15 protein-coding genes are annotated in these 23,963 nt (G+C 58.2%); 4 read left to right on the forward strand and 11 right to left on the reverse strand.

Features of this window, described 5'->3' with window-relative positions:
* Positions 1-165 precede the first annotated feature (165 nt).
* On the forward strand, positions 166-435 hold the full coding sequence (locus ABDK74_RS10485) for a hypothetical protein (protein WP_346003751.1): 270 nt from the start codon (positions 166-168) through the stop codon (positions 433-435).
* Here ABDK74_RS10485 and ABDK74_RS10490 read toward each other — a convergent pair.
* The 7 genes from ABDK74_RS10490 to ABDK74_RS10520 are packed head-to-tail and all read right to left on the reverse strand — an operon-like array spanning position 396 to position 12,430.
* The gene (locus ABDK74_RS10490) at positions 396-1,796 is read right to left on the reverse strand and encodes a TolC family outer membrane protein (protein WP_346003752.1); all 1,401 of its coding nucleotides are present in this window, start codon (positions 1,794-1,796) and stop codon (positions 396-398) included. The genes ABDK74_RS10485 and ABDK74_RS10490 overlap by 40 nt on opposite strands.
* Before the next feature lie 51 nt (positions 1,797-1,847).
* On the reverse strand, positions 1,848-4,283 hold the full coding sequence (locus tag ABDK74_RS10495; protein ID WP_346003753.1) for an ABC transporter permease: 2,436 nt from the start codon (positions 4,281-4,283) through the stop codon (positions 1,848-1,850).
* Between the two features lie 5 nt (positions 4,284-4,288).
* Positions 4,289-5,488 (reverse strand): ABC transporter permease, encoded by a 1,200-nt coding sequence (locus ABDK74_RS10500; RefSeq protein WP_346003754.1) that lies wholly within the window; start codon positions 5,486-5,488, stop codon positions 4,289-4,291.
* A 5-nt stretch (positions 5,489-5,493) separates the two neighbouring features.
* Positions 5,494-7,923 carry an ABC transporter permease gene (locus ABDK74_RS10505; RefSeq protein WP_346003755.1) on the reverse strand — a complete coding sequence of 810 codons (2,430 nt, stop codon included), beginning with the start codon at positions 7,921-7,923 and terminating at the stop codon, positions 5,494-5,496.
* Positions 7,924-7,928: 5 nt separating this feature from the next.
* Positions 7,929-10,373 carry an ABC transporter permease gene (locus ABDK74_RS10510; RefSeq protein ID WP_346003756.1) on the reverse strand — a complete coding sequence of 815 codons (2,445 nt, stop codon included), beginning with the start codon at positions 10,371-10,373 and terminating at the stop codon, positions 7,929-7,931.
* 27 nt (positions 10,374-10,400) lie between these two features.
* On the reverse strand, positions 10,401-11,084 hold the full coding sequence (locus ABDK74_RS10515) for an ABC transporter ATP-binding protein (RefSeq protein ID WP_346003757.1): 684 nt from the start codon (positions 11,082-11,084) through the stop codon (positions 10,401-10,403).
* A 26-nt stretch (positions 11,085-11,110) separates the two neighbouring features.
* Positions 11,111-12,430 (reverse strand): HlyD family efflux transporter periplasmic adaptor subunit, encoded by a 1,320-nt coding sequence (locus ABDK74_RS10520; RefSeq protein WP_346003758.1) that lies wholly within the window; start codon positions 12,428-12,430, stop codon positions 11,111-11,113.
* Between the two features lie 162 nt (positions 12,431-12,592).
* Between ABDK74_RS10520 and ABDK74_RS10525 the strand changes: the two genes are divergently transcribed.
* The 3 genes from ABDK74_RS10525 to ABDK74_RS10535 all read left to right on the forward strand — a co-directional run bounded on the left by ABDK74_RS10525 (position 12,593) and on the right by ABDK74_RS10535 (position 17,042).
* The gene (locus ABDK74_RS10525) at positions 12,593-13,795 is read left to right on the forward strand and encodes a response regulator (RefSeq protein WP_346003759.1); all 1,203 of its coding nucleotides are present in this window, start codon (positions 12,593-12,595) and stop codon (positions 13,793-13,795) included.
* Between the two features lies 1 nt (position 13,796).
* The gene (locus ABDK74_RS10530) at positions 13,797-15,017 is read left to right on the forward strand and encodes an ATP-binding protein (protein WP_346003760.1); all 1,221 of its coding nucleotides are present in this window, start codon (positions 13,797-13,799) and stop codon (positions 15,015-15,017) included.
* A 909-nt stretch (positions 15,018-15,926) separates the two neighbouring features.
* Positions 15,927-17,042 (forward strand): hypothetical protein, encoded by a 1,116-nt coding sequence (locus tag ABDK74_RS10535; protein ID WP_346003761.1) that lies wholly within the window; start codon positions 15,927-15,929, stop codon positions 17,040-17,042.
* Between the two features lie 234 nt (positions 17,043-17,276).
* Here ABDK74_RS10535 and ABDK74_RS10540 read toward each other — a convergent pair whose 3' ends face one another.
* The 4 genes from ABDK74_RS10540 to ABDK74_RS10555 form a co-directional block, all read right to left on the reverse strand.
* Positions 17,277-17,549, reverse strand: coding sequence for a hypothetical protein (locus ABDK74_RS10540; RefSeq protein WP_346003762.1), 273 nt, complete (start codon positions 17,547-17,549; stop codon positions 17,277-17,279).
* 163 nt (positions 17,550-17,712) lie between these two features.
* Positions 17,713-19,968, reverse strand: coding sequence for a TonB-dependent receptor domain-containing protein (locus tag ABDK74_RS10545; RefSeq protein ID WP_346003763.1), 2,256 nt, complete (start codon positions 19,966-19,968; stop codon positions 17,713-17,715).
* 677 nt (positions 19,969-20,645) lie between these two features.
* The gene (locus tag ABDK74_RS10550) at positions 20,646-22,718 is read right to left on the reverse strand and encodes an alpha/beta fold hydrolase (protein ID WP_346003764.1); all 2,073 of its coding nucleotides are present in this window, start codon (positions 22,716-22,718) and stop codon (positions 20,646-20,648) included.
* Positions 22,715-23,908, reverse strand: a complete 1,194-nt coding sequence (locus tag ABDK74_RS10555; protein ID WP_346003765.1) for a serine hydrolase domain-containing protein — start codon at positions 23,906-23,908, stop codon at positions 22,715-22,717. Before ABDK74_RS10555 ends, ABDK74_RS10550 begins: the two co-directional genes overlap by 4 nt.
* Positions 23,909-23,963: the final 55 nt, after the last annotated feature.

The following is a 23,963-nucleotide window of genomic DNA, read 5'->3' on the forward strand; positions in this document are numbered from 1 at the left end:
TCAATCCGCTCGTCAGTAGCAGTTTTCTTGGGTTGTGTGGTCCCGCAACCATACATATCCGTCTGAAAAAACTAAAGAAAAGCCCCCCTCACGGGTGGCTTTTTTTGTGTTCGGAAAAGGTCGCAGGAAACAAACGAAAAAGTACCAGGGCGGGGTTTTGTCGGAGTGTCGATTTTTGGCGGCAGCATCGCCAACGGGCTGATCTCCGCAGCCCCTAGCTTGGAGCAGGAGCTGCGGTCGGCACTGGCATGGTGGTTGGTGCCATGGGGGCTGCGCCGGTCGCTGGGGGGCGAGAAGGGGCAGTGCGAAGTTGGCCGTGCGTGTCCGGCCGGGCGGCTGTGCGGTAAGGGTGCGCCAGGTTGCTCTGAAGGTCTCTGCAAACATCGGGTTTTTCCTTACCATCCGGCCTTGTCGATGGCGGAGATCGGAGCCTGAAGGGGTTCCCAGTCGCGCGTACGGGCGCGCTGGAGCTTCGCTGCGGCGTCGTAATGCGGAAGGTTTGGCAACAGGTCGTCAGCCTGCAGACGGCCCATCGAGGCGAGAAGGGTGGCTTCGGCGACGATGGTGTCGTGGCGGCTGCCGGCGAGTTCCACCTGTGCTGAGCGCAGGTTCTGATCGGCATAGAGCACGTCAGTCGTGCTGCGCAGTCCGTAGTCATATTCGATCTGATAACCCTTGAGGGAGGTCTCGCCGGAGCGGACTTCCGCCGTCCCGGCGCGGATGGCCTGCAATCCGTTTTCGACCGCGTGCCAGTTGGTCACCACATCCTGCAACGCGGTGCGCCGGGCGAGTTCGACGCTCTCGCGGGCCTGTTCGTCCCTGTTGCGGGCCTGACGGATCTGGGAGTTGTACAGGCCGCCATTGTAAATCGGCTGAACGAGCTGGACGAGGCCCGTGACCTGTTCGCCATACTGGTCGCCGTGGAAGGGGGAGGCCGGGCCGATCGTGCCGAACGTGCCCTGCACCTGAATCTGGGGGCCCCATTGCGAGCGCGCCGTGTCGATATCTGCGGCGGTGGCTTTCCTGGTTTCCTGCATCTGTATCAGCTGCGGATTGAGCGCCAGTGCGGTTCTCAGCGCCTGATCCAGTGTCTCGGGCAGGCCGGGCAGGCCGTCCGGCATCGTCAGTGTGTCCGGTTCCGTTCCGATAACTGCGCGGAACTGCGCGACCGAGGCTGCGAGCGTGGCCTGAGCCTGCGTGACGGCGACTTCCGCCGAACGACGTCGGGTTTCCGCCTGTTCGACATCCGTGCGTGTGACCTGTCCGGAGGGTTGGCCGCCAAGATTGTAGCGGGATGTTGTGAGCTGTACCTGACGTGTCAGCATGTCCAGATCGGCCTGGCGCACATCGAGAATATTCCGGTCGCGCAGGACGTTCATGTAGGCCGTCACGACGCCGGTGAAGACCTGTGCTTCAACCAGCCTCAACTGGTGCTGCTCCGCTCGCGAGCGCGCATCCGCCGCGCGGACCTGATTGGCGACGTGACCGAAAGAATAGAGCGTCTGTTTCGCGGAGAGATACCCTTCGGCGGAGTTGGACGTATAGGACCCCAGTGCGAAGGCGCTGGTGTAAGGCCCCTGCTGGTAGGAGGCGTCCATGTTGACCTGAACGGTCGGTCGCCAGCCGGACCGGGCCTGCGCGGAGTTTTCGGTGACGGCGCGCTGGTTGGCCTGTTCTCCCCGCAATGTCGGATTGCTGCGATAGGCGAGGGCCAGCGCCTCCTGAAGCGTCAGGGCCTCTGCGGGAGCGGGCACCAAGGCCAGCAGGGCGAGAAGGAGGGCTTTATGGTGGGTCATGGGCGTATCGGGTCCGGAAGAAGCGGAGTGTATGGGGGCTTACTGGGCGTGTTACTGGGAGCTGAGAGCGATGGCGGGCGCGCTTCGGGCGCCGCGGCGGATCTGGAGCAGGGTGGTGAGCGTGGCGAGCGTCAGCACGATCAGCGCGGTCACGGCGAAATAGAGCGGGGAGAGGCTGATGCGCCGGTCGAACCCGGACAGCCAGCCCCGCATCACCCACCAGGCGACCGGCCAGGCGATGAGGTTTGCGATCAGGACGGGGCGCAGGAATTGCAGCACCAGAAGGCGTGTGACCTGTTGTGCCGTTGCGCCGAGCACCTTGCGGACGCCGATCTCGAACAGGCGGCGTCGCACGTTGAACACGGCAATGCCGTACAGACCGATGCAGGAAATCGATAGCGTCACGAAGGACGCGACGATCATTAGCGTTCCGCGCTGCTGTTCGGGCCGTGTGTCGTCGTCGATGATGTTGCCGACACTGCGCAGGTTCAGTGCGCTTTCGGGATAGACCTGCTTCCACACCGTGGCGATCGCGGTCCGGACAGCGTTTTCGGGGGCGTGGTCAAAGCGGACGGAGAGTACGCCGTAACCGATCGGGCCGGACACGGCGTAATACAGTGCGGGCGTGACACTGGCGCGGCTGTTTTTGAACCGCATGTCCGCGACGACGCCGATGATCGTCTGGACGTCCTTGTTGTGCAGCGTGATGGGCGTTCCGATGGCGCTGGCAGCGTCTGCAAAGCCGAGCGCGCGGATGGCGGACTCGTTGAGGACGACGTTATGGGCGCCGAATGTCCAGGTCTGCCCGGCCAGAAAGCTGTCGAACGGTGCGACCGGCATTGCGCGGCTGTCATAGTCGTGGCTCGTGTCGAACAGACGACCGGCGAGGAGATGCGCACCCCAGACAGGCAGCGTGGAAGGCTGCATCGCGATTACGGCGAGCAGGGGAGGCGGGGCTGAACGTCCCGGACGGGTCGTATCGAATGTCATGCCTGCGGTGCCGCCGCCGGGTGCGTCGTCAGAAATTGTGACGCCGGTGACGCCGGGAAGGCCGCGGACAAGATCGCTCAGGCGTTGCTGGCGCAGGCGCTCGGCCTGTTCGTTCGGCAGATAGCTCATCAGGAGGCCGGACTGGTGAAAGCCGCGATCCATCGTCTGGAGCAGATGCGTCTGGCGCGAGATGACCAGTGTGCAGATCGTCAGCGTCACGGCGAAGGCGAACTGCACGACGGTCAGCCCCTCACGCAGACGGCTGCCAAGACGCCCGCTTCCCGGCATCCGGGCCGAGGCGAGGACAGCCGCCGGGCGGAAGCGCGAGAGCATCCAGGACGGATAGGCGCCCGCGCAGGCCCCGCCGATGATGGCGGAAGCCAGCAGCAGGGGCAGGGCGAAACCGAAATCGAGGCCGACCGGCCAGCCGCTTAATGTGCTGATCCAGGGGAGGCTCAGTTCGGTCAGGACGAGCGCGATGACAGCCGCGATCAGGGCCAGACCGATGGCCTCCGCCGTGAAAGACAGTCCGAGTGTCAGGACTGTGGCGCCCAGCACCTTGCGCATCGCGACTTCCCGCGCGCGGGTTGCGGCAAGGGCCGTGGAGAGCGTGACGAAATTGACTAGTCCCGCCCCGAGTGCGAGCAGTCCGACGATACCGAGAATGATCGGCAGGCGTTTGTCTGTTCCGCCCCAGCCAAGGGTCGCGTCGAAGAAATGGAGCGTCGTGAGGGGGCGTGCGCGAATTTTGAACGCTCTGGCGTCTTCCGAGGATAATCTGGCGGCATGACGCTGTACGATACCACTGAGAAGATCGGGCAGTCGGGATACGACGGCTGGTGAAACCCGCGCCCAGGTCTCGGCTGCGCTCATTTCCCACGACGATCCGGCCTGCATTTCGGAGGCGGACGTCGGGACGAGAAGATCGAATTGTGGCGTGGTGTTCGGCGGCAGATCCTTCAGGACGCCGGTGACATGTAGCCGTTCGGTCCGGCCCTTCTGCGTGATGTCCAGTGTCTTCCCCAGAACATCGTGATCCTGCCCAAAGAAGCGCCGCGCCTGCGTCCGTGTCAGGACCACGCCGTCCGGCACAAGGGCCGTGCGCGGATCGCCTTCCGCTAGCGGGAGCGCGAAGACGTCGAACAGATGGGCATCGGTTCGGGCGATGAAAACGTCCCAGGCGTTGTCATTGATGCGGACGGTTGCTTCGGAGAAGCCGCGCAGGATCGCGGTCGCGTTCCAGTCCGGATGCTCCGCGCGGAGTGCGTCGATCAGCCGGATGCTGGAAACTGTGGTTTCCTCGTCGGAGAAGGCATCCAGCCGGTAGATATGCCCCGCATCGGGGATCCAGCGATCGAAGGTGAATTCGTAACGCACGATCAGCGCAAGCGTCAGGAACGTCGCCATGCCGAGTGCCATGCCCAGCACGTTCAGCGTCGTGAACAGGCGGCGCTGGAGAATGCCGCGCCAGAAAACGAGGGCGATATGGGAAAGCATGGCGTTTACTCCGCTCTGAGCGCGCGGGCCGGTTCGGCACGGGCGAGGCGCAGGGTCTGTCCGAGGACGGTGAGGGCGGCGATAAGCAGGGTCACAAGGACGACGGCTGCGAAATCGAGCCAGGAGAGCGCGATGCGCTGGTGGAAGCCGGACAGCCAGGAGAGCATCACGAACAGCGCCGGAAAGGCCGCCATGACGCAGGCCAGCAGGACAGGGCGCAGGAAATCGCCGAGCATGAGGGTCAGCACGTTGTGCGTCGTGGCAAGATTAATGGCGTTGAGCACTGCAAGAAGAAGCGCCAGCACCCCGATCAGTGCGAGAATATTCACCACTGAGCGATCGGTCGCGTCATCGCCGGCCACGACATGAAGGTCGCTGAAATGTGTCTCGCGCAGACTGACGAGGGACAGGACGAAACGACGTTCGGGATGAACGCCCTCGCTGCTGTCGTCATTTGCCGTACCGGACGCATGATCGATCACGAAGCGGGTCAGGTTCCTTGCGATGGCGGTACGGTCGGCTTCGTTCCGCACGCGCAGGAAGATATTGCCCGAGCTTGAACCCCAGCGTGTGAACTGTGGTTTCTGCATTTCATCGGACGGGAAAGGTGTGATGGCATCCGGCGCGATCGTGACCGGACCTGCGGCACGGGCCAGTACGCCTGTAACCGTCTGACTGCTGTGGTGCCCTTCATGATCGGTTGTGAGCGTGCGGCCCAGTACGTCCGCCGTGCCAAACAGGGCCTGTGCCGTATTGGCGGAGAGGATGATGGCGTCGGGCCTGCTCAGGGCTGAACGCGGGTTGCCGTGTTCAAGCGGGAGGGCGATGACGTTGAAAAAGGACGGGTCCACCATGGCGTCGTCGGCGGAAATGCTTCTGTCGCCGTTATGGAGCTGGTAGTCTTCCGTTTCGTAGCGCGTCGCATCGGCGATCTGCGGGAAGTCTGCGCGCAAGAACGGAAAGGCGATGAACGGGACATCGGCATATTCCTGCGGTACGCTGCCCGGGAACATGAGATGGGAGTCCAGCCGAAGGATATGCGCCGCGTCGGGAATGGTCGCGTTGAAGTTGTATTCGTAACGGACCTGGAGGGTCAGCACGAGGCAGCCCCCCATGCCGAGCCCCAGCCCGAGGACGTTGAGCGCCAGATAGAGCGGCTGACGCCGGGCCTGACGGATGATGCTGCGCAGAATGGTGAAGAGCATGACGATCACTCCGCGCGCAGGGCGCGGGCGGGCTCGGCCCGGGCAACGCGCAAGGTCTGGAACAGGACGGTCAGGGCGGCCACAAACAGCGCCGCCGCGAAAACCAAGGCGAAATAAATCGGAGAGAGCGCGATACGCGCGTCGAAACCCGACAGCCAGTTCCGCATCGCCATCCAGGCCATGGCACAGCCGATCAGCCCCGCACCTACGACCGGCCTGAGAAACTGGCCCATCAGCAGGCCCAGAACCCGGCCGGTTGTTGCCCCGAGGGTCTTGCGGATACCGACCTCAAGCATGCGGCGGGCGACGGTGAATGACGCGAGAGCGTACATGCCCATCACCGCGATGAAGATGGCAACACCCGCGCCGATGGCCAGAAGCTCGCCGCGCCGTTCGTCGTCGCGATAGTCACCGGACAGCAGATCGGTGGCCAGAACGGCGTTAAATGCGAGACTAGGTGCTCTTTGCCGCCAGATCGCCTGAAGAGCGCTTTCGACGTCCTGCTTCGAACGGTTTTCAAAGCGGATTCCGGCGCTTGTGAAACGGTACGGGGAGGACGTGTAGAAATAAACATGCGAAACGCTCTGTTCGCGTGCCGATTTCAGGCGGATATCATTCACAACGCCGATGATGCGCCATGACGCACGATCAGTATTCTTGCGGATCGTCTGGCCCAACGCGGCTTCTGGCGTTGTGTAGCCCAGTGCGCGTGCGGAACTGACGTCAATGATGGCTGAGTGGATGCCGCTTCCTTTCTGCTGGTCGTCTTCGCCATGCGCGTCGTCGAACAGACGTCCCGCTATCAGGTGCATTCCGAAGAGCTGAAAGTAGTCGCGTCCGATATCCTGCCATTCGAGCCGTGGGCGGTGATCCGGCATGGTTGCGGGCGAAAAATAATCACCTGCGAAGAAGCCGTAATTACCCGGCATCGTGTAGAAATAGGACACCGTCGTCACACCCGGAATGCCGCGGAAAGCATCCATGAGCGACAGTTGTGTGGCCGATGGGCCGACATTGTCGATGAACGGAATGAAGGCCAGCCCACTGCTTTCGAACCCGCGGTTCATGTCCCGCACGAAAACGGACTGGCGCAGGATCACCACGCTTGAGGCACTCAGCCCGATCGCAAAGCCGAACTGAACGACCACAAGTCCGAGACGGACGATGGCGCCAAGGCGGCCCATCGTCGCCGCGCGCGAGGCCGCAAGCACTCTTGCGGGCTGGTAAGACGAAAGCCAGAGCGCCGGATAGGCGCCCACCATCAGGCCTACGATGACCGTCAGCCCCAGAAGTGCCGACAGCACAAGGCCATAGGGAATGACGATATCCCAGCCGCCCAGCGCGTTGACCGTCGGGATGGCGATTTCAATCAGGGCCAGGGCCGGGATGGCTGCGCACAGGACAAGCAGCATCGCTTCGCCCATGAACTGGACGATCAGATCGCGTCGTGTGGCGCCCAGCGTCTTGCGCATCGCCACTTCGCGTGCGCGGAGCAGACCACGGGCGGTGGAGAGGTTGATCGTGTTGATGAGGGCGGAGAGGAGTGCCAGAACGCCGATGAGGCCCAGCATAATGACGCCGCTCCGGCTGGCGTCGGACGCGCCAAGCGTTCCGTCAAGAAAATGTATGGAAGGCTGGGCGCGGACCCGCCAGTCCCGTAATTCCCCTTTCTCCCGGATCTGTGCGGGCACATGGTCGGTGGAAAACTGCATCACCGCGTTTTGCATGTGTCTGGCGTCGGAGGGGCTGCGGAGACGAAAGAAGAGATATCCGCCTTCGATGCCCCACTGCGTGAAGGCCGTGGAGGCCAGCATCGCACTGTCGATCGGGATCAGCATGTCGGGTCTGAGCGTTGTATTGCCCGGGACCGGGCCGAGAACACCGGTTACGGTGAGGTCCGCCTTGCGCCCGTCGTGATCGACCGTCAGTCTGCGCCCGATCACGTCGATCGTATGGAAATAGGCCAGCGCGCGTTCCTCTGAAAGGACGATGCTGTTTGGTGCCGACAGCGCAGAGGCCGCATTGCCGCGTAAAAGCGGATAGGGAAGCGTCGCGAAGAAATCGGGATCGACATAGAGCGCGTTGGACGAGTGGATATCGTCCGGCGTGATGATGGAAATACCCTCCGGGCGGATGCGCGTGGCATGTGTGATTTCCGGGAACGCTATCCGGAGCGCGTCGTAAACCCGGAACGGGGCATCCGCGATTTCCGCCCGTTTCCCGTCCGACGCATTGACGGCGTCCAGCCGGTAAATGTCGCCGGCGCTGTTCAGCCACCGGTCGAACGTGAATTCGTAACGAACGATCAGCCCAAAGGTGAGGCAGGTCGCGAGCCCAAGGGCCAGTCCTGCGATGTTGATGGCCGTATAGAGCCGATGATGACGCATCTGGCGTAAGAAGGCCGTGAAAACAGGGGAGACGTACCGGGAGAGCATGGCGATCACTCCGCCCGAAGGGCACGGGCGGGTTCGGCCCGGGCGAGGCCGAAAGTCCGGCCGAAGATTGTCAGCGCACACAGCAGTGCAGCGAGCAGCGTGGTGAGCACGAAATACAGAGGTGTGAGCGCGATCGGGTTGTCGAAGCCCGTGAGCCAGTTCCGCATGAACACCCACGCCACCGGCCAGGCGATCAGGCTGGCGTATAGGACGGGGCGCAGGAACTGCCCCAGCAGCAGGCGCATGATCTGCGCTGTCGTGGCGCCCAGTGTCTTGCGGATGCCGACTTCGTGCATCCGGCGTTCGGCATTGAAAGCCGCCAGTCCATACAGACCGAGACAGGCGATGACGATGGCGACGGCCGCGCCAATGCTGAACAGACGGCCGCGTGCGATATCGGCCCGGGTTGATTCCGCAATGATTTCGGTCATGGTCTGGGGCTCGAACGGAACGCCGGGCGCCAGTGTCGGCCATGCCTTGCGCAGTGCGCTCAGAACATGGGGCATCGCACCCGGTGCGGTGCGGAACGCAATGATCCCCTGCTCGATCGGGCTTGTTTCAAGTTCGTAGATTGAGGGAGGCAATGTTTCCTGCCCTGAATTGAGAATGACGTCCTCGACGACACCGACAATCGTGCGTTTCTCGGCGATATGGCTGTCACCAAACATGAAGGTCTGTCCCAGAGCGGCCTGCGGCGAGGAAAAACCGAGCTTGCGTGTTGTTTCACGGCTGAGGACAAAGTTCTGTGCCAGGACGTCCGGATTGCCGTTTTTCGTATGTGTGACATCTGTCGCGCGGGCGGATGTTGTCAGGCGTCCCGCGAGCAGGTGCAGCCGGAACGTCCTGAAGAACGCTTCGTCATGGGCGACGGTCTGCGCCATGAAGGCTTTCTGGCCGGGTGCGCGGTGGACGCTCCCGACGTCGTAACGCCCGAGTGTCCCTCCCGCCGAGACGGACAGGTCGGTGACTTCGGGCATGGCGCGCAGGAGGTTCACGATGGCGGTCTGCTGCCTGTCCAGCGCGTTGAGGTTTTCCGTGGCGATAATGGCGAGGCCGGGGATCGTCATGCCCCGGTCCAGATGACGCAGATGCAGCGCCTGCGCGTTGACGACGAGGGTGCAGATCCCGAGCGTCACGGCGAATGCGAACTGGAGCCCCACCAGAAAGAGCCGGATCCGTGCACCGAAGCGCCCCTGTGCCGGAAGGCGGGCGGAGGCGAGGACGGGTGCGGGTGAAAAGGAGGACAGCATGAAGGCGGGGTAAAAGCCGGCTCCCAGCGTGAGGACGACAATGACGGCGCACAGAAGCGGGAGCGCCCAGCCATAATCCAGCGTCACGGCCCAGCCCGAGAGGCTGGCAACTGTCGGGACGGCGATCTCCGTCAACACCAGCCCCAGCATAGCCGCCAGCGTCGTCAGCACGAGGGTTTCCCCCAGAAAGCGGATCATCAATCGGGTGTGGGAGGCGCCGAGAACTTTGCGGATGGCCACTTCCCGCGCACGACCCAGAGACTGCGCGGTGGCGAGATTGACGTAATTCATCGCCCCCGCGAGCAGGGACAGGGTGCCGATTGCGGCGAGTGCGAACAGCACGCTGCGCGATGCCCCGTCCTCCGCCACGCCATCGGAGCCGAAATGAACGAGCGGGAGAGGAACAATCTTGAGGGTCATTTTTTCACCCCCCGGATCTTTCTGCTCAATGGCGCGGGACATCGGGGAGGTCATCAGGACGTCATGGGCGTTTTGCAGAAAAGACTGGCGCAAGGCGGGTGTGGGCAGCACCGCGTAGGTTTGCGCGCACATCGTGTCCCAGCCGTCGCACGGGCGGTCCGCAGCAGTTTTCGGGATAGCGGCAATCAGATCGGTCGGGATCGTGGTGTTGGACGGATGGTCGCGAAGCACTCCCGCGACACGATAGACGGAAGTCTTGCCATGACGCGTGACCTCCAGTGTCTGGCCGAGCGCGGGTTTTTCCCCAAACAGCTGCCGCGCCATGGTCGCCGACAGGATGATGTTTTCGGGCGAGGAAAGAACGGCTGGCGAACCGACTGTGAATTTCAGGTCGAACAGGTCGAAGAAATTCGGATCGACGAAGCTGACCGTCTGGTCGTAATGCACCGTTCTGCTGATGTCCGAAGGCGTCACCAGATCTGCGGAGACCTGTTCAAGGCGCGTGCCTTGCAGACCGGGCATACGGGTCTGGACTGCCGGAAGCACCGGGTCATGAAGCGCGGCCATATGAAATGTGCCGCTGCCGATCACGAAATCAGCCTGTAGTTCGTAGATCGACGCCGAGTGCCGGTAAAAGCTGTCCCAGCTCAGTTCGTAACGCGCCACCAGCGCCAGTGTGAGAAACGTGGCTACGCCCAACCCAAGACCGATCACATTCAGGGCGGTATAGAGCCTGTAGCGCACGGCCAGCCGCCAGAAATCCGATATTATCGTCCTCATGGCCCTCGTTCCTCCCTTGCTGTCGCTTCAGATCGCGTTGTGGACGGAGACGACGACCTGTCCGTCGAGCATGTCGATGCGGCGGCGGGCAAGGTCGGCGTGGCTGGGGGAATGGGTGACCATGATGATGGTGGCGCCCTCGTCGTTGAGGCGCTGGAGGATGTCCATCACCTGTGCGCCGTTTTCGGTGTCGAGATTCCCGGTCGGTTCGTCGGCGAGGATGAGGCTCGGTTCGCCCACGATGGCGCGTGCGATGGCCGCGCGCTGCTGCTGGCCGCCGGAGAGCTGGGAGGGGTAATGCCGCGCCCGATGCGCGATGCCGACATGGTCCATGGCATGGGACACACGGCTCTGCCGCTCGGCTTTGGGCATGTTGCGATAGATCAGGGCGAGTTCGATGTTCTCCTCGATCGTCAGTTCGTCGATCAGGTTGAAGCTCTGGAACACATAGCCCAGATGTTCGCGGCGGAATTTCGCCAGTTCGGCTTCGTTCATCGCCGTCAGCTCATGCTCGCCGAAGCGGTATGAGCCCCCGGTGGGGCGGTCGATCGTGCCGAGGATGTTGAGCAGCGTGGACTTGCCGCAGCCCGACGGCCCCATGATCGCGACGAATTCGCCTTTTTCGATCTGGAGTTCGATGTCGTGCAGAGCGGTCGTTTCCACTTCGTCGGAGCGGTAGAGGCGCTGGATGTGCGAGAGTTCGATCAGCATGGTGTCCGGTCCTGCAATGCGTTGCGTCAGTGAATCGCGAGATGGCTGAAATTCTTGTAGGAATTGTATGAGGAGACGATCACCCGATCGCCGTCATGCAGGCCGCCGGTGATCTCGACCTGTTCGGGATTGCGGCGGCCCGATGTGATCGACACGCGGTCCGCACTATGCTCGCCCGAGGCCATGACGAAGGCCGAAGAACCGCCGCTGGCCTCCAGCCACGCCCCGTTCGGCAGAACGAGCGCGCGGTGCGTCTCTCCCAGTGTGATGCGCAGATCGATGCTCTCTCCGCGCCGCAATCCGGCTGGTGGCGGCCTGTCGAATGTGAGTTCCGCGCGGAACTGACCGTTCGTGACCTGCGGGTGAACCCGTGAGACGGTCATGGGCAGTTTCGTGTCGCCCAGATCGGCTTCGGCCCGCTCGCCGATCGCGACGCGGCCGAGATAGAATTCATCGATATCCGCATCGAGCCTGTACTGGCCTTCGCTGTCGATCTGGCCGATCTTGTCTCCGGCCTTGAGCGATTGGCCGGGCTGAAGATCGAAATTGGTCAGGCGTCCATCCAGCAGCGCACGGAGGTCGAGCGCTCCGAGACTGGCTTCCACCACGTCCAGATTGGAGCGCAGACGCTGGGCTTCCTCGTCGATTTCGCCCCCCTGCCGGTCCGCGACTTTCAGGTCCTGCGTCAGGGCGCTTTCGAGGCGTTTCAGGCGCTGGGCGTAATAGTCCGCCTCGTCGCGGTAGGACTGGACGTTGGCGTCAGATTCAAAACCCTGATCGTGAAGCTGCTGGCGGATGGAGAGTTCGCGCTGGGCCTTGAGGAGATTGTAGCGGGCCTCCGCGCGCTGCGTTTCTTCGGTCGTGCGGGTCTGTTGAAGGGTCAGGCGCTGGGCGCTGACTGCCCCAAGCTGGCTTGCGATCTGGGCCTCGCGGGAGGTGACGTCGAGTTGGAGCTGGGGGTTGGTCAGATGCGCCAGAACGTCTCCTTTTTTCACGAGCGCGCCGTCTTTCGCCACGACTTTAGCCACCTCGCCACCTTGAACGGCGTCGATGAAGGTCACGTTGAGCGGCGCCACGGTGGCGCGGACGGGAAGGTAGTCGAGAAAGGGCGCGGAGCGGACAGTCGCTACCATCAACTGGTCCTGGGAGACCGAAAGCGTTCCCGATGCAGGAACGAGGCGCCACCCGGCCCAAAGCAGGCCCGCAACTGCGACGGGGGCGCCATAGCGCAGCGCCCTTCGGGTTAGTATCCTGCCCCGCGAGGGCTCGACGGCCCGGTCCATGACCGCACCCGAGGCCGGACGGATCGTAGTACCTGACATGGCTTTGGGAACGGGTCGGTCCATGCACTGTTTCTCCTGTTGGCAAACAGTGTATCATGGGAAAAATGGAAGTTATCTCTTTGATAAAAAACGATAAAAATACGATGATTTTACGGAAGTGTCCGCTTTTGAACGGAGTGTCCGAAACCGGACACCCCTGAGAGGCCCGTCAAGACCGAAATGAACATGTTCCGCAACGAATCGGGTGAGGCCACGCCTTCCGCGCCCTGTATTCTCTTCGTCGACGACGATCCGGACGTGCAGGTCGCCGCACGTCTGCTCTTCCGCCGCCGCGGGATCGACATGCTGTCCGCCTGCGGAACGGAGGAAGCCCTGACGCTGCTTGCGTCTTCTCCCGTGGACCTCGTTCTGCTGGACCTCAATTATACCAAAGGCATGACGACCGGCGCGGAAGGGCTCGCGCTGCTGCGTGACATGCTGGTCCTGCGTCAGGATTTGCCTGTTATCGTCGTGACCGGTCATAGTGGTGTGACGATCGCGGTCGCGGCAATGCGGGCTGGGGCGAGCGATTTCGTTATGAAGCCCTGGAACAACGAACGTCTTCTCGCGCTCGTCGAAGGGACGCTGAAACGGCGTCAGACCGCAGAGGCGCTGGGGGCTGAACCGGTCATGATCATGGCATCGGACGATCTGCGGCGCATCGTCGCCGAGGCCGACCGTCTGGCCGCCACGCGCGCGCGCCTGATCATCACCGGAGCGGCGGGTTCAGGGAAAATGCTTCTGGCCCGGCGTATTCATGCCCTGTCTCAGGAAAGCGATCCCGTGACGATCATCCGTGCGGAGGATTGCGAGGCCCTGCCGCAGGAAAGTGGGACATGGATCTTCCGCAATATCGACGCCCTGTCCGTCTCCATGCAGCGCCGTCTGGCGGACAGGCTGGACGAGCGCGTGTCGCCGCGGATCATTGCGCTGTCATCGCTGGATCAACCGGCTCTGGAAGCGGCTCTTGATCCCAGGCTCATGCTTCATGTCGGCATGGTGGTGCTGAGTCTGCCGCCTCTTTGTGAGCGGCCCGAGGATGTGCTGGCCCTGAGCGTCCATTTTCTGCGGTATTTCTCAATCCGTCATGGTCTCGCCGAACCTGTGCTGAACGAGGAGCGAAGCCGGATCCTGTGCAGGGAAAGCTGGCCGCAGAATGTGCGCGGCCTTCGCGCGGTCCTTGAGCGCGCGGTCTTGACCGGAATATGGGGCATTCCTTCTAATGCACCGGGAATGGCCCAGCAGGACGCTCCGACGCTGCGTGATACAGAGCGTTCTTTAATCGAAACGGCGCTCCGCAGGCATGGCTTCAACGTCACGCAGGCCGCACGGGAACTGGGCCTGACCCGTCCGGCGCTTTACCGCCGCATGGCCCGATACGGGCTCTAGGATGCGCGCTGCGTTTGAAACACTCCTCAGGGTGTCGGGAATCGTTGCCTCGTGCCTGCTCTCAGCGCCGATGTGGAACCGGGGTTTTTACGCGACTTCCCTCCTGTTCTTCTGTCTTGGAGTGCTGTGTGCTGCTTCGCTCGTCGCGGCGCAGATCCGTATTGCACAGCGTGTGAAACGCCATGAACCGTCCGTCGTGCATCCGCTGGACCGGGAAAAACTGCGCAATCGTGCGCTGCTCGATCATGCGCCCGTGCCTTTGCTGATCCAGCAGGTGGACGGGACGCTTCATGCCGCCAATCGCGCGGCACGGCGGCTCTTTATGACGGATGGTATTCTTCGCGAGTCCCCGACATCCCTGATCGATGCGCTGAAAAATGATGCGCCCGCACCCGGTAAGCGCCTGATACGACTGTCTTCAAAAGACGGGGCAAGCAGGGTTTATGCGCTTTCGGTTGGAAAAGGAGGCGGCGTTGGCGGCATCGTGGCCTATCTGGCGCTGACCGATGTCGAGGCCGGACTGAATGCCGCGGAAGCCCAGGCACTGCGGGACCTGCTTCAGGTCCTGAGCCATGAAATCATGAATTCCCTCACGCCAATCGTCTCTCTCTCGGCTACTGTCGAAGATCTGTTTGCCGAACAGACAGATCTTAAGAAAAATCAGGATGAGATTGAGGCTCAGATTTTAGAGGCGCTCAGCACGATCCGTCATCGTGCAGAAGGGTTGGATCGCTTCGTTCGCGGTTATCGCGAGCTTGCACGTCTGCCAGAACCGAATCTGAAATTGACAGACCTTGGCGCGTTGGCGCGGGAGATTGCCAAACTCTTCAATGCGCGATGGGAAGCAAGCGTGACGCTTGATGTCGTCATGTCCCCGGGGCGCATCATGGCGAAACTTGACGCCGTGCAAATGGAACAGGCGCTTCTAAACCTTCTGAACAACGGTGCGGAAGCCGCTCTCGGGCAATCCGGTGCTCGCGTACAATTGTCTGTCGAGGTCACGAATGATGCAATCTTCATCAGTATTCGCGATAATGGCCCGGGTATAGATATGGCCCTTCGGGAAAGAATTTTCGAACCGTTTGTTTCATTCAAGCCAGGGGGGAATGGGATCGGCTTACCTCTCGCGAGGCAGATTATTCAAGGTCATGGCGGTAATTTGGTCTTAAAAACTAGCGATGAACGATCATGTTGGGCGGCGACATTCGAGGTGCGGCTATGAGCCATGTTACAAAAGCCGGTTTATAAGGCCGCTCGCCAGTAGCAGTTTTCTGTTGTTGTGTGCCCCCGCAACCAGTGATACCGACACTACCGTGAGCATCGCTCCGGGAGTGTTTCTTTTTCCAGTCTTCCCAATGGCTTGCCGTTTGATCCAGGTCAGGATCGTCCCCAGTTCTCCTAAGCCTCTAAGCAACAATACTGACCACCACGATCAGAATGATGGATTTAGCCTGCTGGTGGCTGATGCAAGGCAATAAGGCAATAGCACGTTGTGATGTCCGGCAAAAAGCCACGAGTTCCTCCTGTTATGCTTGGGTGTCTATAGCCAGGGGGTTTGCACAATGTAATCCTCATTCTCATGCAATAACGTCGTATAATCCGGTGTGTCAGCAACGACAGTGTGGTGCTTCGGGGTATCACAGGTCCATGTCTTCAACGTCGAAGACCCAACTCCCCGAACCTGAGCAATAAGCTTACGCGCCAGGCCGCTGGTTCCTGTATCTTCTTGAGAAAATAAGTCACTACATATCTCGCAGAATAGAAATCGAGAAACCATCTGGTTTTTGGGGCTTTTCTGTGGTTGTATTTCTTCTGTGATGATTGGGAAGATGAACTATCAGGTAGCCTGGTTTCTTTGGTGTTAAAGAGCCCCTTGCACAGACCGATTTAATTGGAGGTCTATTTAATAATTTTGAGGAAATCTATATTTCAGGCATATATCTTGGAATACACAGAGATTTTTTCTGACTGCAGATTATATTTCGGTCTGAAAATTAACAACCATTTCTAGCTTGGCAAGTCTTACGATTATATGCTCTGAGTACGATGAAAACCAAGCAATGTTTTAAGGTTCAAAATGAGAGATTTTTCTATACGGATATGGGCCGAAGGCAATCCCGGAAACATTATCATGATGTATCTGACGGCCTTGAACCTTAAAAACACCCTGGGTTTTGGTACGCTGCGACATGTGCATATTCCCTTGTTTAATATCAACATACCGGACTGCGATCTTCATGGAATGATCGGGCTGCATGATCGTAATTCAACCAATGGTCAACTTCGAGGTGAATTTCCGATCGGGGGCTACAATAAGGCTATTCAGCAATGTGATGCTTCTTTTCTCGCGCTTGAAGGTTTTTACCAGAATGTAAATAATTTTCCTGATAGAAATACATTCGATTACGACCGAGAATTTCCTGCTCTTTCTGATGTGAATGATCATGGAGGGGAAGATGACCTTGTCATCAACATTCGTGGCGGAGATATTTTAAAAGCGATCCACCCTCATTATACACAGCTTCCACCTGAATTTTATGAAGCATTGATCGCCAGGACCGGAAAACATCCGATTTTCTATGGTCAGCTTGATCCTTCGCCCTACCTGGAAGAATTGAGGCAGAGATTCCCGAACGCGACATTCATATCGTCACGTGGTGTTGAGCGTGATTTCGATTTCATTCGCAAATCACATTATATCGTTCCTGCCTTGAGTACATTCTCTTGGCTAGCGACGTGGCTTTCAAACGCGAAAAAAATCTTTTTCCCTGTAGCAGGGATTTTTTCGCCAATGCAGCATCCTTCTGCAATGTTGTTACCCTTTAACGACAAACGATATGAATTCTTTACTTTTCCTATTTATTTCGCCCGCAATATTCAGGAATATAGGGAATATATGGACCCCATCCGGAACTTGTGGGAGTATACTGATACAGATACACTTCGGGAGATGTGTAAATCTAAGGAAAGATCTTTGGATGCAGCGCTAAATCTGTTTAACGCAAATAATTATTTAAATTTATACCCTGAATTCACTGATCTTTATCAGAAATTTGGAGCGACCGGACTCATCAATCACTTCTGTGAAGCCGGTTTTTGGGAAGGGCGGAAGCCATTTTTCTTTGATGAGACTTCTTACAGTGCCCGTTACCCTATGGCCGCATTGTCAGTAGCTCAAGGTCATTATAGAAATATGCTCGATCATTATATAAATATCGGTCACAAAATGGGTTATAGAGCTGTATGATCAATATAGAGTACTAAAAACCTCTTTGGTAGTGAAGAGTGTCTGGTTCGTTAAAACGGGCCGGGCACCTGATGCGAAGCCGATGCGGCTGTTTAGAAATTACCTGATGTGGGTTGTCGTGATCGAAGTTCTGTTGAAGTCCTTTGATACGCCTCCAAGAAATGCCTTTTTTCTGTCGAGGTCTGATCAGTCGAGATCATCCGTCATCAATGCGGACGGCAGCCCCAGATAAGATCAAGCTTCGCTGTGAGCGTTTTTTGCGCGACGATTGCGACGGAATGCGAGCAGCCGGGCCGTAGTCATGCTTTGAAATATCGATAGCATCATGCCCTGGAAAAAGCAGTTCACACCAAAAATGGCGATCAGATAGACGGCATTGTTTGGGTCATACGTGCACATGGCGATACTTATGACCGGAACCAGCACCATTTCCCCCCTCAGGGCACCCGAAACACCCATCGTCAGCAAATATCTAAATTTCTCTCTGCCGCGGCCAAACAGGTCCATTATGGGGGCAGTTGATGATCCGGCCAGCAAGGCGAATGATAGGGGAATTATTTCAAGTAGGATCGGACGTGTCCCCCGAACAGGATTTGACGGTCGATCGGATATCCACTGACCCGGTTTGCCATACTGCTTATCCATACGCGCGAGAAGTATTAACAGGGTGTTAGAAGTCTGCCTTCACTCCACCGAAGAACTGGCGGGGTGCGCCTATGACCAGCGACTGATAATCGCCCGAAAGCGGGTTGCCGCCGTCATCGCCTGTCATGATCAGGTAGCGTGACCCTGTCAGGTTGGTGACGTTAAACGATGCCGTCAGATTTTCCAGGCGTCCGATGCGGCCAAAGTTGTAGCGTGCTCCGAAATTGACCAGCCAGTAGGATGGAAGAGATGTGTCGGTCGTGTAGCGGAACGGACGGCTACTGGTGTAGAGGGCATCGATGTTGAAACTGGCCTTCCTGTATGTGTACTCCGCCGTCGCTTTGTACATCAGGTCCGGATAGTTCACGACATGCCTGTCCTTGATAGCGTAGGTCGTGCCCTGCTGGGTAATGTTGTTGTCGTATGTCGAGTGGTTGTAGCTGATCGAGTTAAAGATCGAGAGGCCATGCAGCGGGCGCAGGGTCAGACCGGCATCCACGCCGTTCATTGTCACACCGCCGAGGTTTAAAACCGTCGTCTGAGGGTTGGTCTGACTGCCCTGAACCAACGCACCCAGGCGGTTCGAGAAGTTCACGCGATAGGCATTCACTGAGAAATCCACGCGACGCTGTGTGAAGCGGTAGCCGACCGAATAGGCCCAGCTGGTCTCGGGTTTGACGGAACTGCGTGACAGATCAAAGGCGTCCTGCGAGACGGCAAATGGCGATGCAGACAGGTGATAGCCGCTTTGCGGATAGGCGCGCATGTTCTTGGCGATATCGAAATATAGCTCATGATGTGTCACGAAATGCCAGTCTCCGCTGAAATGCGGTAGGAACGCCCCGAATGTCGTCAGGCCTATGCCGCCAGCGAGGGCACTGGTGCCGGTATAGGGTTCGTAATTCCCGGTCTGACTGACACGGGTCGTGCTCAGCATGGATTTGAAGCCTGCATGAAGCGAAAGGTCTTTGACCGGACGCCAGATGTCTTCGATGTAGGTCTGCAGTGTGTTGGTGTTGTAGGTCTGTCCCCAGAGCTTTGCGAAAGGATCGGACCATTTGCGAAAAGGATTGGGCGTCAGGGTCTGTCCTGTTACAAGAAGGGGGTCGTTATAGGCGAACATGTTCGAGATATATTTGTTGTTCTCGTACCAGATGCCGCCATGAATTTCGTGTTTGCCGAGATCATACGTCATGCTTGAGGTGAGGCCGAAACGCTGGATATCAGGCTGCTTGACGATTTCGGAGAGAGGGGCGCCGTTTGCGGAGGCCATCCACGGATCGGACCACTGGGTATTAGCCTTCTGGTTGTGGCCGTACACAACGGAATCCCATCGCAGGTGATCCGCCAGTTTCAGATGGAAATTCAGGCCTCCCAGTAGGTCGCGTGAAGCCGTTGTTCCGGCGTAGTAGGAGACATCCTTCGGGTCGCTGGTCATGTTTTCGCCATGGGAATAGATCCCCTGTGCGGCTTCATAGGCCAAACGATAGTTCGGGTAATAGTTGGAAACGCCGTAGCCAAGCTTCTGAACCGTTTCCAGCGTTTCTGACTGGTAGTTGAACTGCTGCACATCCGCCCAGTCGAACAGGAGCGAAGCACTGCTTTCATTACGGATCGGCTGCACCAGTTTCAGGTTGGCCTGCTGGAAGAACTGGGTGCCATAGCCTTTCCATAGTTTGGTGTCGTTCCGCATGTAGGACACATAGAACTTGGTCCCGGTGGCGTTCAGCTTGCCGCTGTCGATACGGGTGAAAGCGTGCGTAGTAGCATTGCTTCCGCCGGTCGCGGCCAGCGTACCGCCGAACTTGTCCTTGGGGTTCGAGGACGAAATCATGATGGCGCCACCGAGCACATTAGTGCTGGGCATGTCCACGGCGCCCGCGCCCTGTGACATCTCCATATGACCGACATTCTCGGAAGACAGCGCTGCAACGGCATTCAGGCCGTTATAATTGCGATAGACGGACTCACCGAGCGGAATACCGTCCAGTGAAAAGCCAATCTGGTTTTGCGAAAAACCGTGGATATAGAGTTTGACGCCGCCCGTATCGACGCCTTGCGCATCGTCAGATTGAAACAGGACACCCGGTACGTTCTGCAACGCCTTCATTACGGATGTTCCGGCAACGGCGTTTGTAAAAACCTGCTGTGAAATGACGGTCAGTGCGCCGTGGGAGACATGTCGGCCCTGGACTTGCATGAGTTCCGGTTGCATGGGGCGGGTCAGGGTGTGTCGTGCGGTAGGTGTCTGGGAGGCAGACACCGTATGAAGTGGGGGCACCTTTCCTTTGCGAGCATATAGGGGTTTTTCTGCTGCCGATCCGCATGAGGGAATGACGGCCAGCACTGTCGAAAGCAGGGCCATGTGGCGTAACGCGAGTTTGTTTTGTTGGACGATACGCAATGAGATCAATCCTTGCCTTTACACGGGTCTGACGGAGCGACAATCTGGATAACCGGAAAAACGCTACGTTGCGATTTTATAACGTATAAAAGACAATATGAACGACGTCGCTGGGGACTTATATTGAAATCCTGAAGGCCGCCTGTATCGCGGCGGTTCTTGCGAAGGGATTCCTGATGATGCGGGCGGTGCTCTCCAAGCGTTCCTTTAGTATTTTACGTCCTGTCGTGTCGTCGAAATCGCACATCTCAACCGTGTGATCTAGGTCTTATATGTTACATATTCGATATTTTTTTGGACGGTTTTTCAGATTGGTCTCGTTGCTTCGCATCAAACATGATGGGCGAGCCAGTTCCTTTGCTTCGTAACTGGCAAAATCTCCAGGGAAATCGAGAATGAATTCCGCCAGCCGCCGTTCAGCATCCGGGGGCGTCGGCCTGTTATGATACGCCTTCCGGGGCGTACGCCCATTTAGATCCCGCAGAAGGTGCTGGCATTTCTGATGGTCAGGAGGTGGCGCTGTCGTGCACAGTTCTGAAAGTGTTGGCTTACCTTTAATGCCCTTCAGGTCTTTCGAGATAATGATCGAAAAAGCGAATGGTCCAGCCATATGCTGTTAACCAGTCCTGTTGTCGAAGAAATTCATGTCGCTCGCCTGGGAACGTATGGTCTTCGTGCGTTACACCTTGCGCAGTTAATGCTTTTGACAGCACGACTGATTGTTCAAATTCCACGTCGTGATCATCATCACCGTGAACAAGCAACACAGGCGCCTTCCAGCGCGTGATATCTGCCAGAGGCGACGACCGCCATTCGGTCTCATGTTGTTTGCGGTTTTCTTCGGGAGACAGACCGGGATGATCTGGTTCGGTCATGTCGTGAACTCCGTGGAAATCCACACCCGCAGCAAATAATCCGCTATCGCGCGCGAGTGCCAGACCGACAAGATAACCGCCCCAGCTTCCGCCCCAAATCCCGATATGTTGAGGCACGACATCTGACCTTGCCCGCAGATATTGTGCTGCAGCACGAACGTCCTGGTACTCACTGGCTCCAGCGCTTCCAATCCTGTTGGTTTCACGAAACGACTGTCCGTAGCCCGTACCGCTGCGATAGTTCACAGACAATACGACATAACCGTGCGAGGCCAATGTCTGGTTCATCAGATACGCGTTGGAATAATAGCCCATGGCATTGAAGGCAGGAATCATCTGCCGATTGGGTCCGCCATGGACGAACACTAGTGCTGGATGTGGTCCGTGCATGTCTGTCGGTGGCAGGAAAAGCTGTCCGTGAATGTTGGTTCCGTCTTCGCTGTGGAACTGTACGCTTTGTGGCGCAACGAAGTTTATTCCTTTGGGGAGTGCAGGTACGACCGGGACTTTCCATTGGCCATCATGGTGAAGAATGGGGTGGGCCGTCTGCGTGGGACTTGTCATCATAACGGCCAGATCATTTCCAGCCATTGCGAGTGAGCCTGCTTCTGTTGTCTCATCCGTCAGAGCGGTTGCATTGCCGTTCAATGGCCGAGACCATACGCGCCAGTGATCGGGGTTACCGACATTCGAAGTATAGAAAAGGGATTTGCCGTCAGATGACAGACGGTAGGATGAGACCTCTGCTTTTTCGGGTGTCAGACATTCTGGTGTGCCACCGCCCGCAGAAAGGGCGCAGACCCGAAGCCAGCCGCTTCCTTCCCAGGGAAACAGAATCCGGCCATCTGGCGTCCACGTAAGGTCGAGTTCGTCTGCGGCCCAGAACCTGCTTCCCGGTCCTTTGGGGGGTGTCCAGAGGAGTTCTTCCATACCGCTCGCCAGATGGTAGCTGTGGAGCGACCAGAACGTCCCTTTTTCTGGGGATGCCAGTAAAGGAGGCTGCTGCGTCCGGACGAAAGCGAGGCTCTTCCCGTCCGGCGAGAATGTCGGGAGGCGGTCAAAGCCTAAACCTGGTGGAATAAAGCTTAGAACGCTGCGTTTCGTGTTCCATAATGCGATCACGCCGTGTGAGCCACGATTGATCTCCAATGCGACAAACGCGCCATCAGGGGACCAACGGAGGGCTGTGATCATTCCATCTGTCGTCATGACTGCATGGGCAGAAGAACTGGCTGTCCCGAGGAGCAGAGTCCCTCCTTGCGCAAAAGCAAGCTGTCGTCCGTCCGGGGAGAACTCTGGAAGATATCCAGTTCCTGCAATGGTATTCTGTTTTCCATCACGCACAACATGCACTGTGGCTACAGGGCGTTTTGCGTCATTGTCAGGGTTGGGAGCAGGGGCTGCGAGGGCTTCTGGATCTCCTCCTTCTACGTAAGCTAAAGTCTTGCCATCCTCGGTAAGGGTCAGGCCCCAAAGGGAAGTTCCGTCATCCTTCGAGTACGTTGTCGCCTGATGGGGCGTGTTTCCTTCTTCGGAGATTACGACGTTCCTAATGCCGCTGCGTTGTTCCACCCATGCCAGACGGGGTGCCTGTTTTGCCCCTGTCATATCCGTTGCAAAAGGCATGGCCATCAGTTTGGAAAGGCGTGACGATGGCGAACTGTCATCCTGCGCGAGCGCTGTCCATGATGTGCACGAGAGAAGCGACACGACGATGGCGCAGGCGCGGCTTTGAGAGATTGTGATCTTCATTGAACCGCTCCTGAAATTGAGCCTGCGTTTGACAGTGCGTTGAAAATTTCTTCTTCGACATTGGTAAAAGAAGATATTTTTCCCGGTTTTTCTTGGCCGTCCTCAGGAAAGCCGTTGGCAATGAACAGATAACCATCGCGCGTCATGGGATCGAGCCAGAACCCGGATCGCAGGCCGTAAGCATCCCCGAGATGGCCAACCAGTCCACCCTGATAGCCGCGCCATGGTGTTGTCGGATGTCCGGAAGGATCGCGTGCACCAGTCAGTTGAATGGTCGCTAGACCGTAACTTGCGATGGGGTAAGATCCTTCACCATTCTGGCCATCGTAATGCCAGTCCGAATGCAGCATGGTCTGGAGGGACTTGGGTGAGAGGACAGTTACGCTTGCAAGCGTTCCATTTCCGAATACGAACTGTGACAGGCGATAGAGACCGTCAAGAGAAATGCGAAGACCGCCTTGTGGGGAAAAGATCGTTGCGTTGGTTCCGATTCTGTACTGGTCTGACGCTTCCGGAGCGATATGCGCGTCGCTGTCTTTGGCAGGTTCATAACCGTTGACAGTGTGATGATAGAGCGTCGCAAGGCGTTCGGAGTGAGAAAGACGGGCAGGATCATAGCCCCCATCAATGCCAAGAGGCGCCAGAACGTGCTTTTGCTGGTAAAGATCGAAACGCTCTCCGCTGACTCGTTCGATCATGGTGCCGATCAGACCGTAACATAGATTGCAATAGCTGAACCACGACCCCGGTTTCCGATTGGGCAGGAAATGGTAGTCTGCGGCCCCTGGACGACGGGATGCATCGAAAAATTCAGAGACTGCGTGATCTGCCGGTATCACATAATCGTCTGCATCTGCGATGCTTGCGGTGTGGCTGAGCAGCATGCGCGTTGTGATTGGCGTATCAGGAAACGCGGGATTGCGAAGCAGAAAGCCAAGATAGCGAGAAGCATCTGCGTCCAAATCGATCCGACCTTGTTCTACCAACTGCATCAGACCAATCGTTGTGACGAATTTCGAGACGGATGCGATACGAAATAAAGTGTCTGAATGGACTGGAGTGATGTCAGCGCCATTCCTGCGCGCAAAACCACCCACATACCGGTAGGATACAGTGCCGTTATGGATGCGAAGGGCTGCGAGTGCCGCCAGAGGCCGAGCGTCTCCATGCTGTAAGGTCTGTGTCAGCAATGTGTCTGTCGTAGAAGAAGGAACGGCATATGCGGTCGCAACGCTTGTTGCGAGG

Origin of the sequence: Gluconobacter sp. OJB, assembly GCF_039638275.1 — a bacterium.
Lineage (GTDB): Bacteria > Pseudomonadota > Alphaproteobacteria > Acetobacterales > Acetobacteraceae > Gluconobacter > Gluconobacter cerevisiae.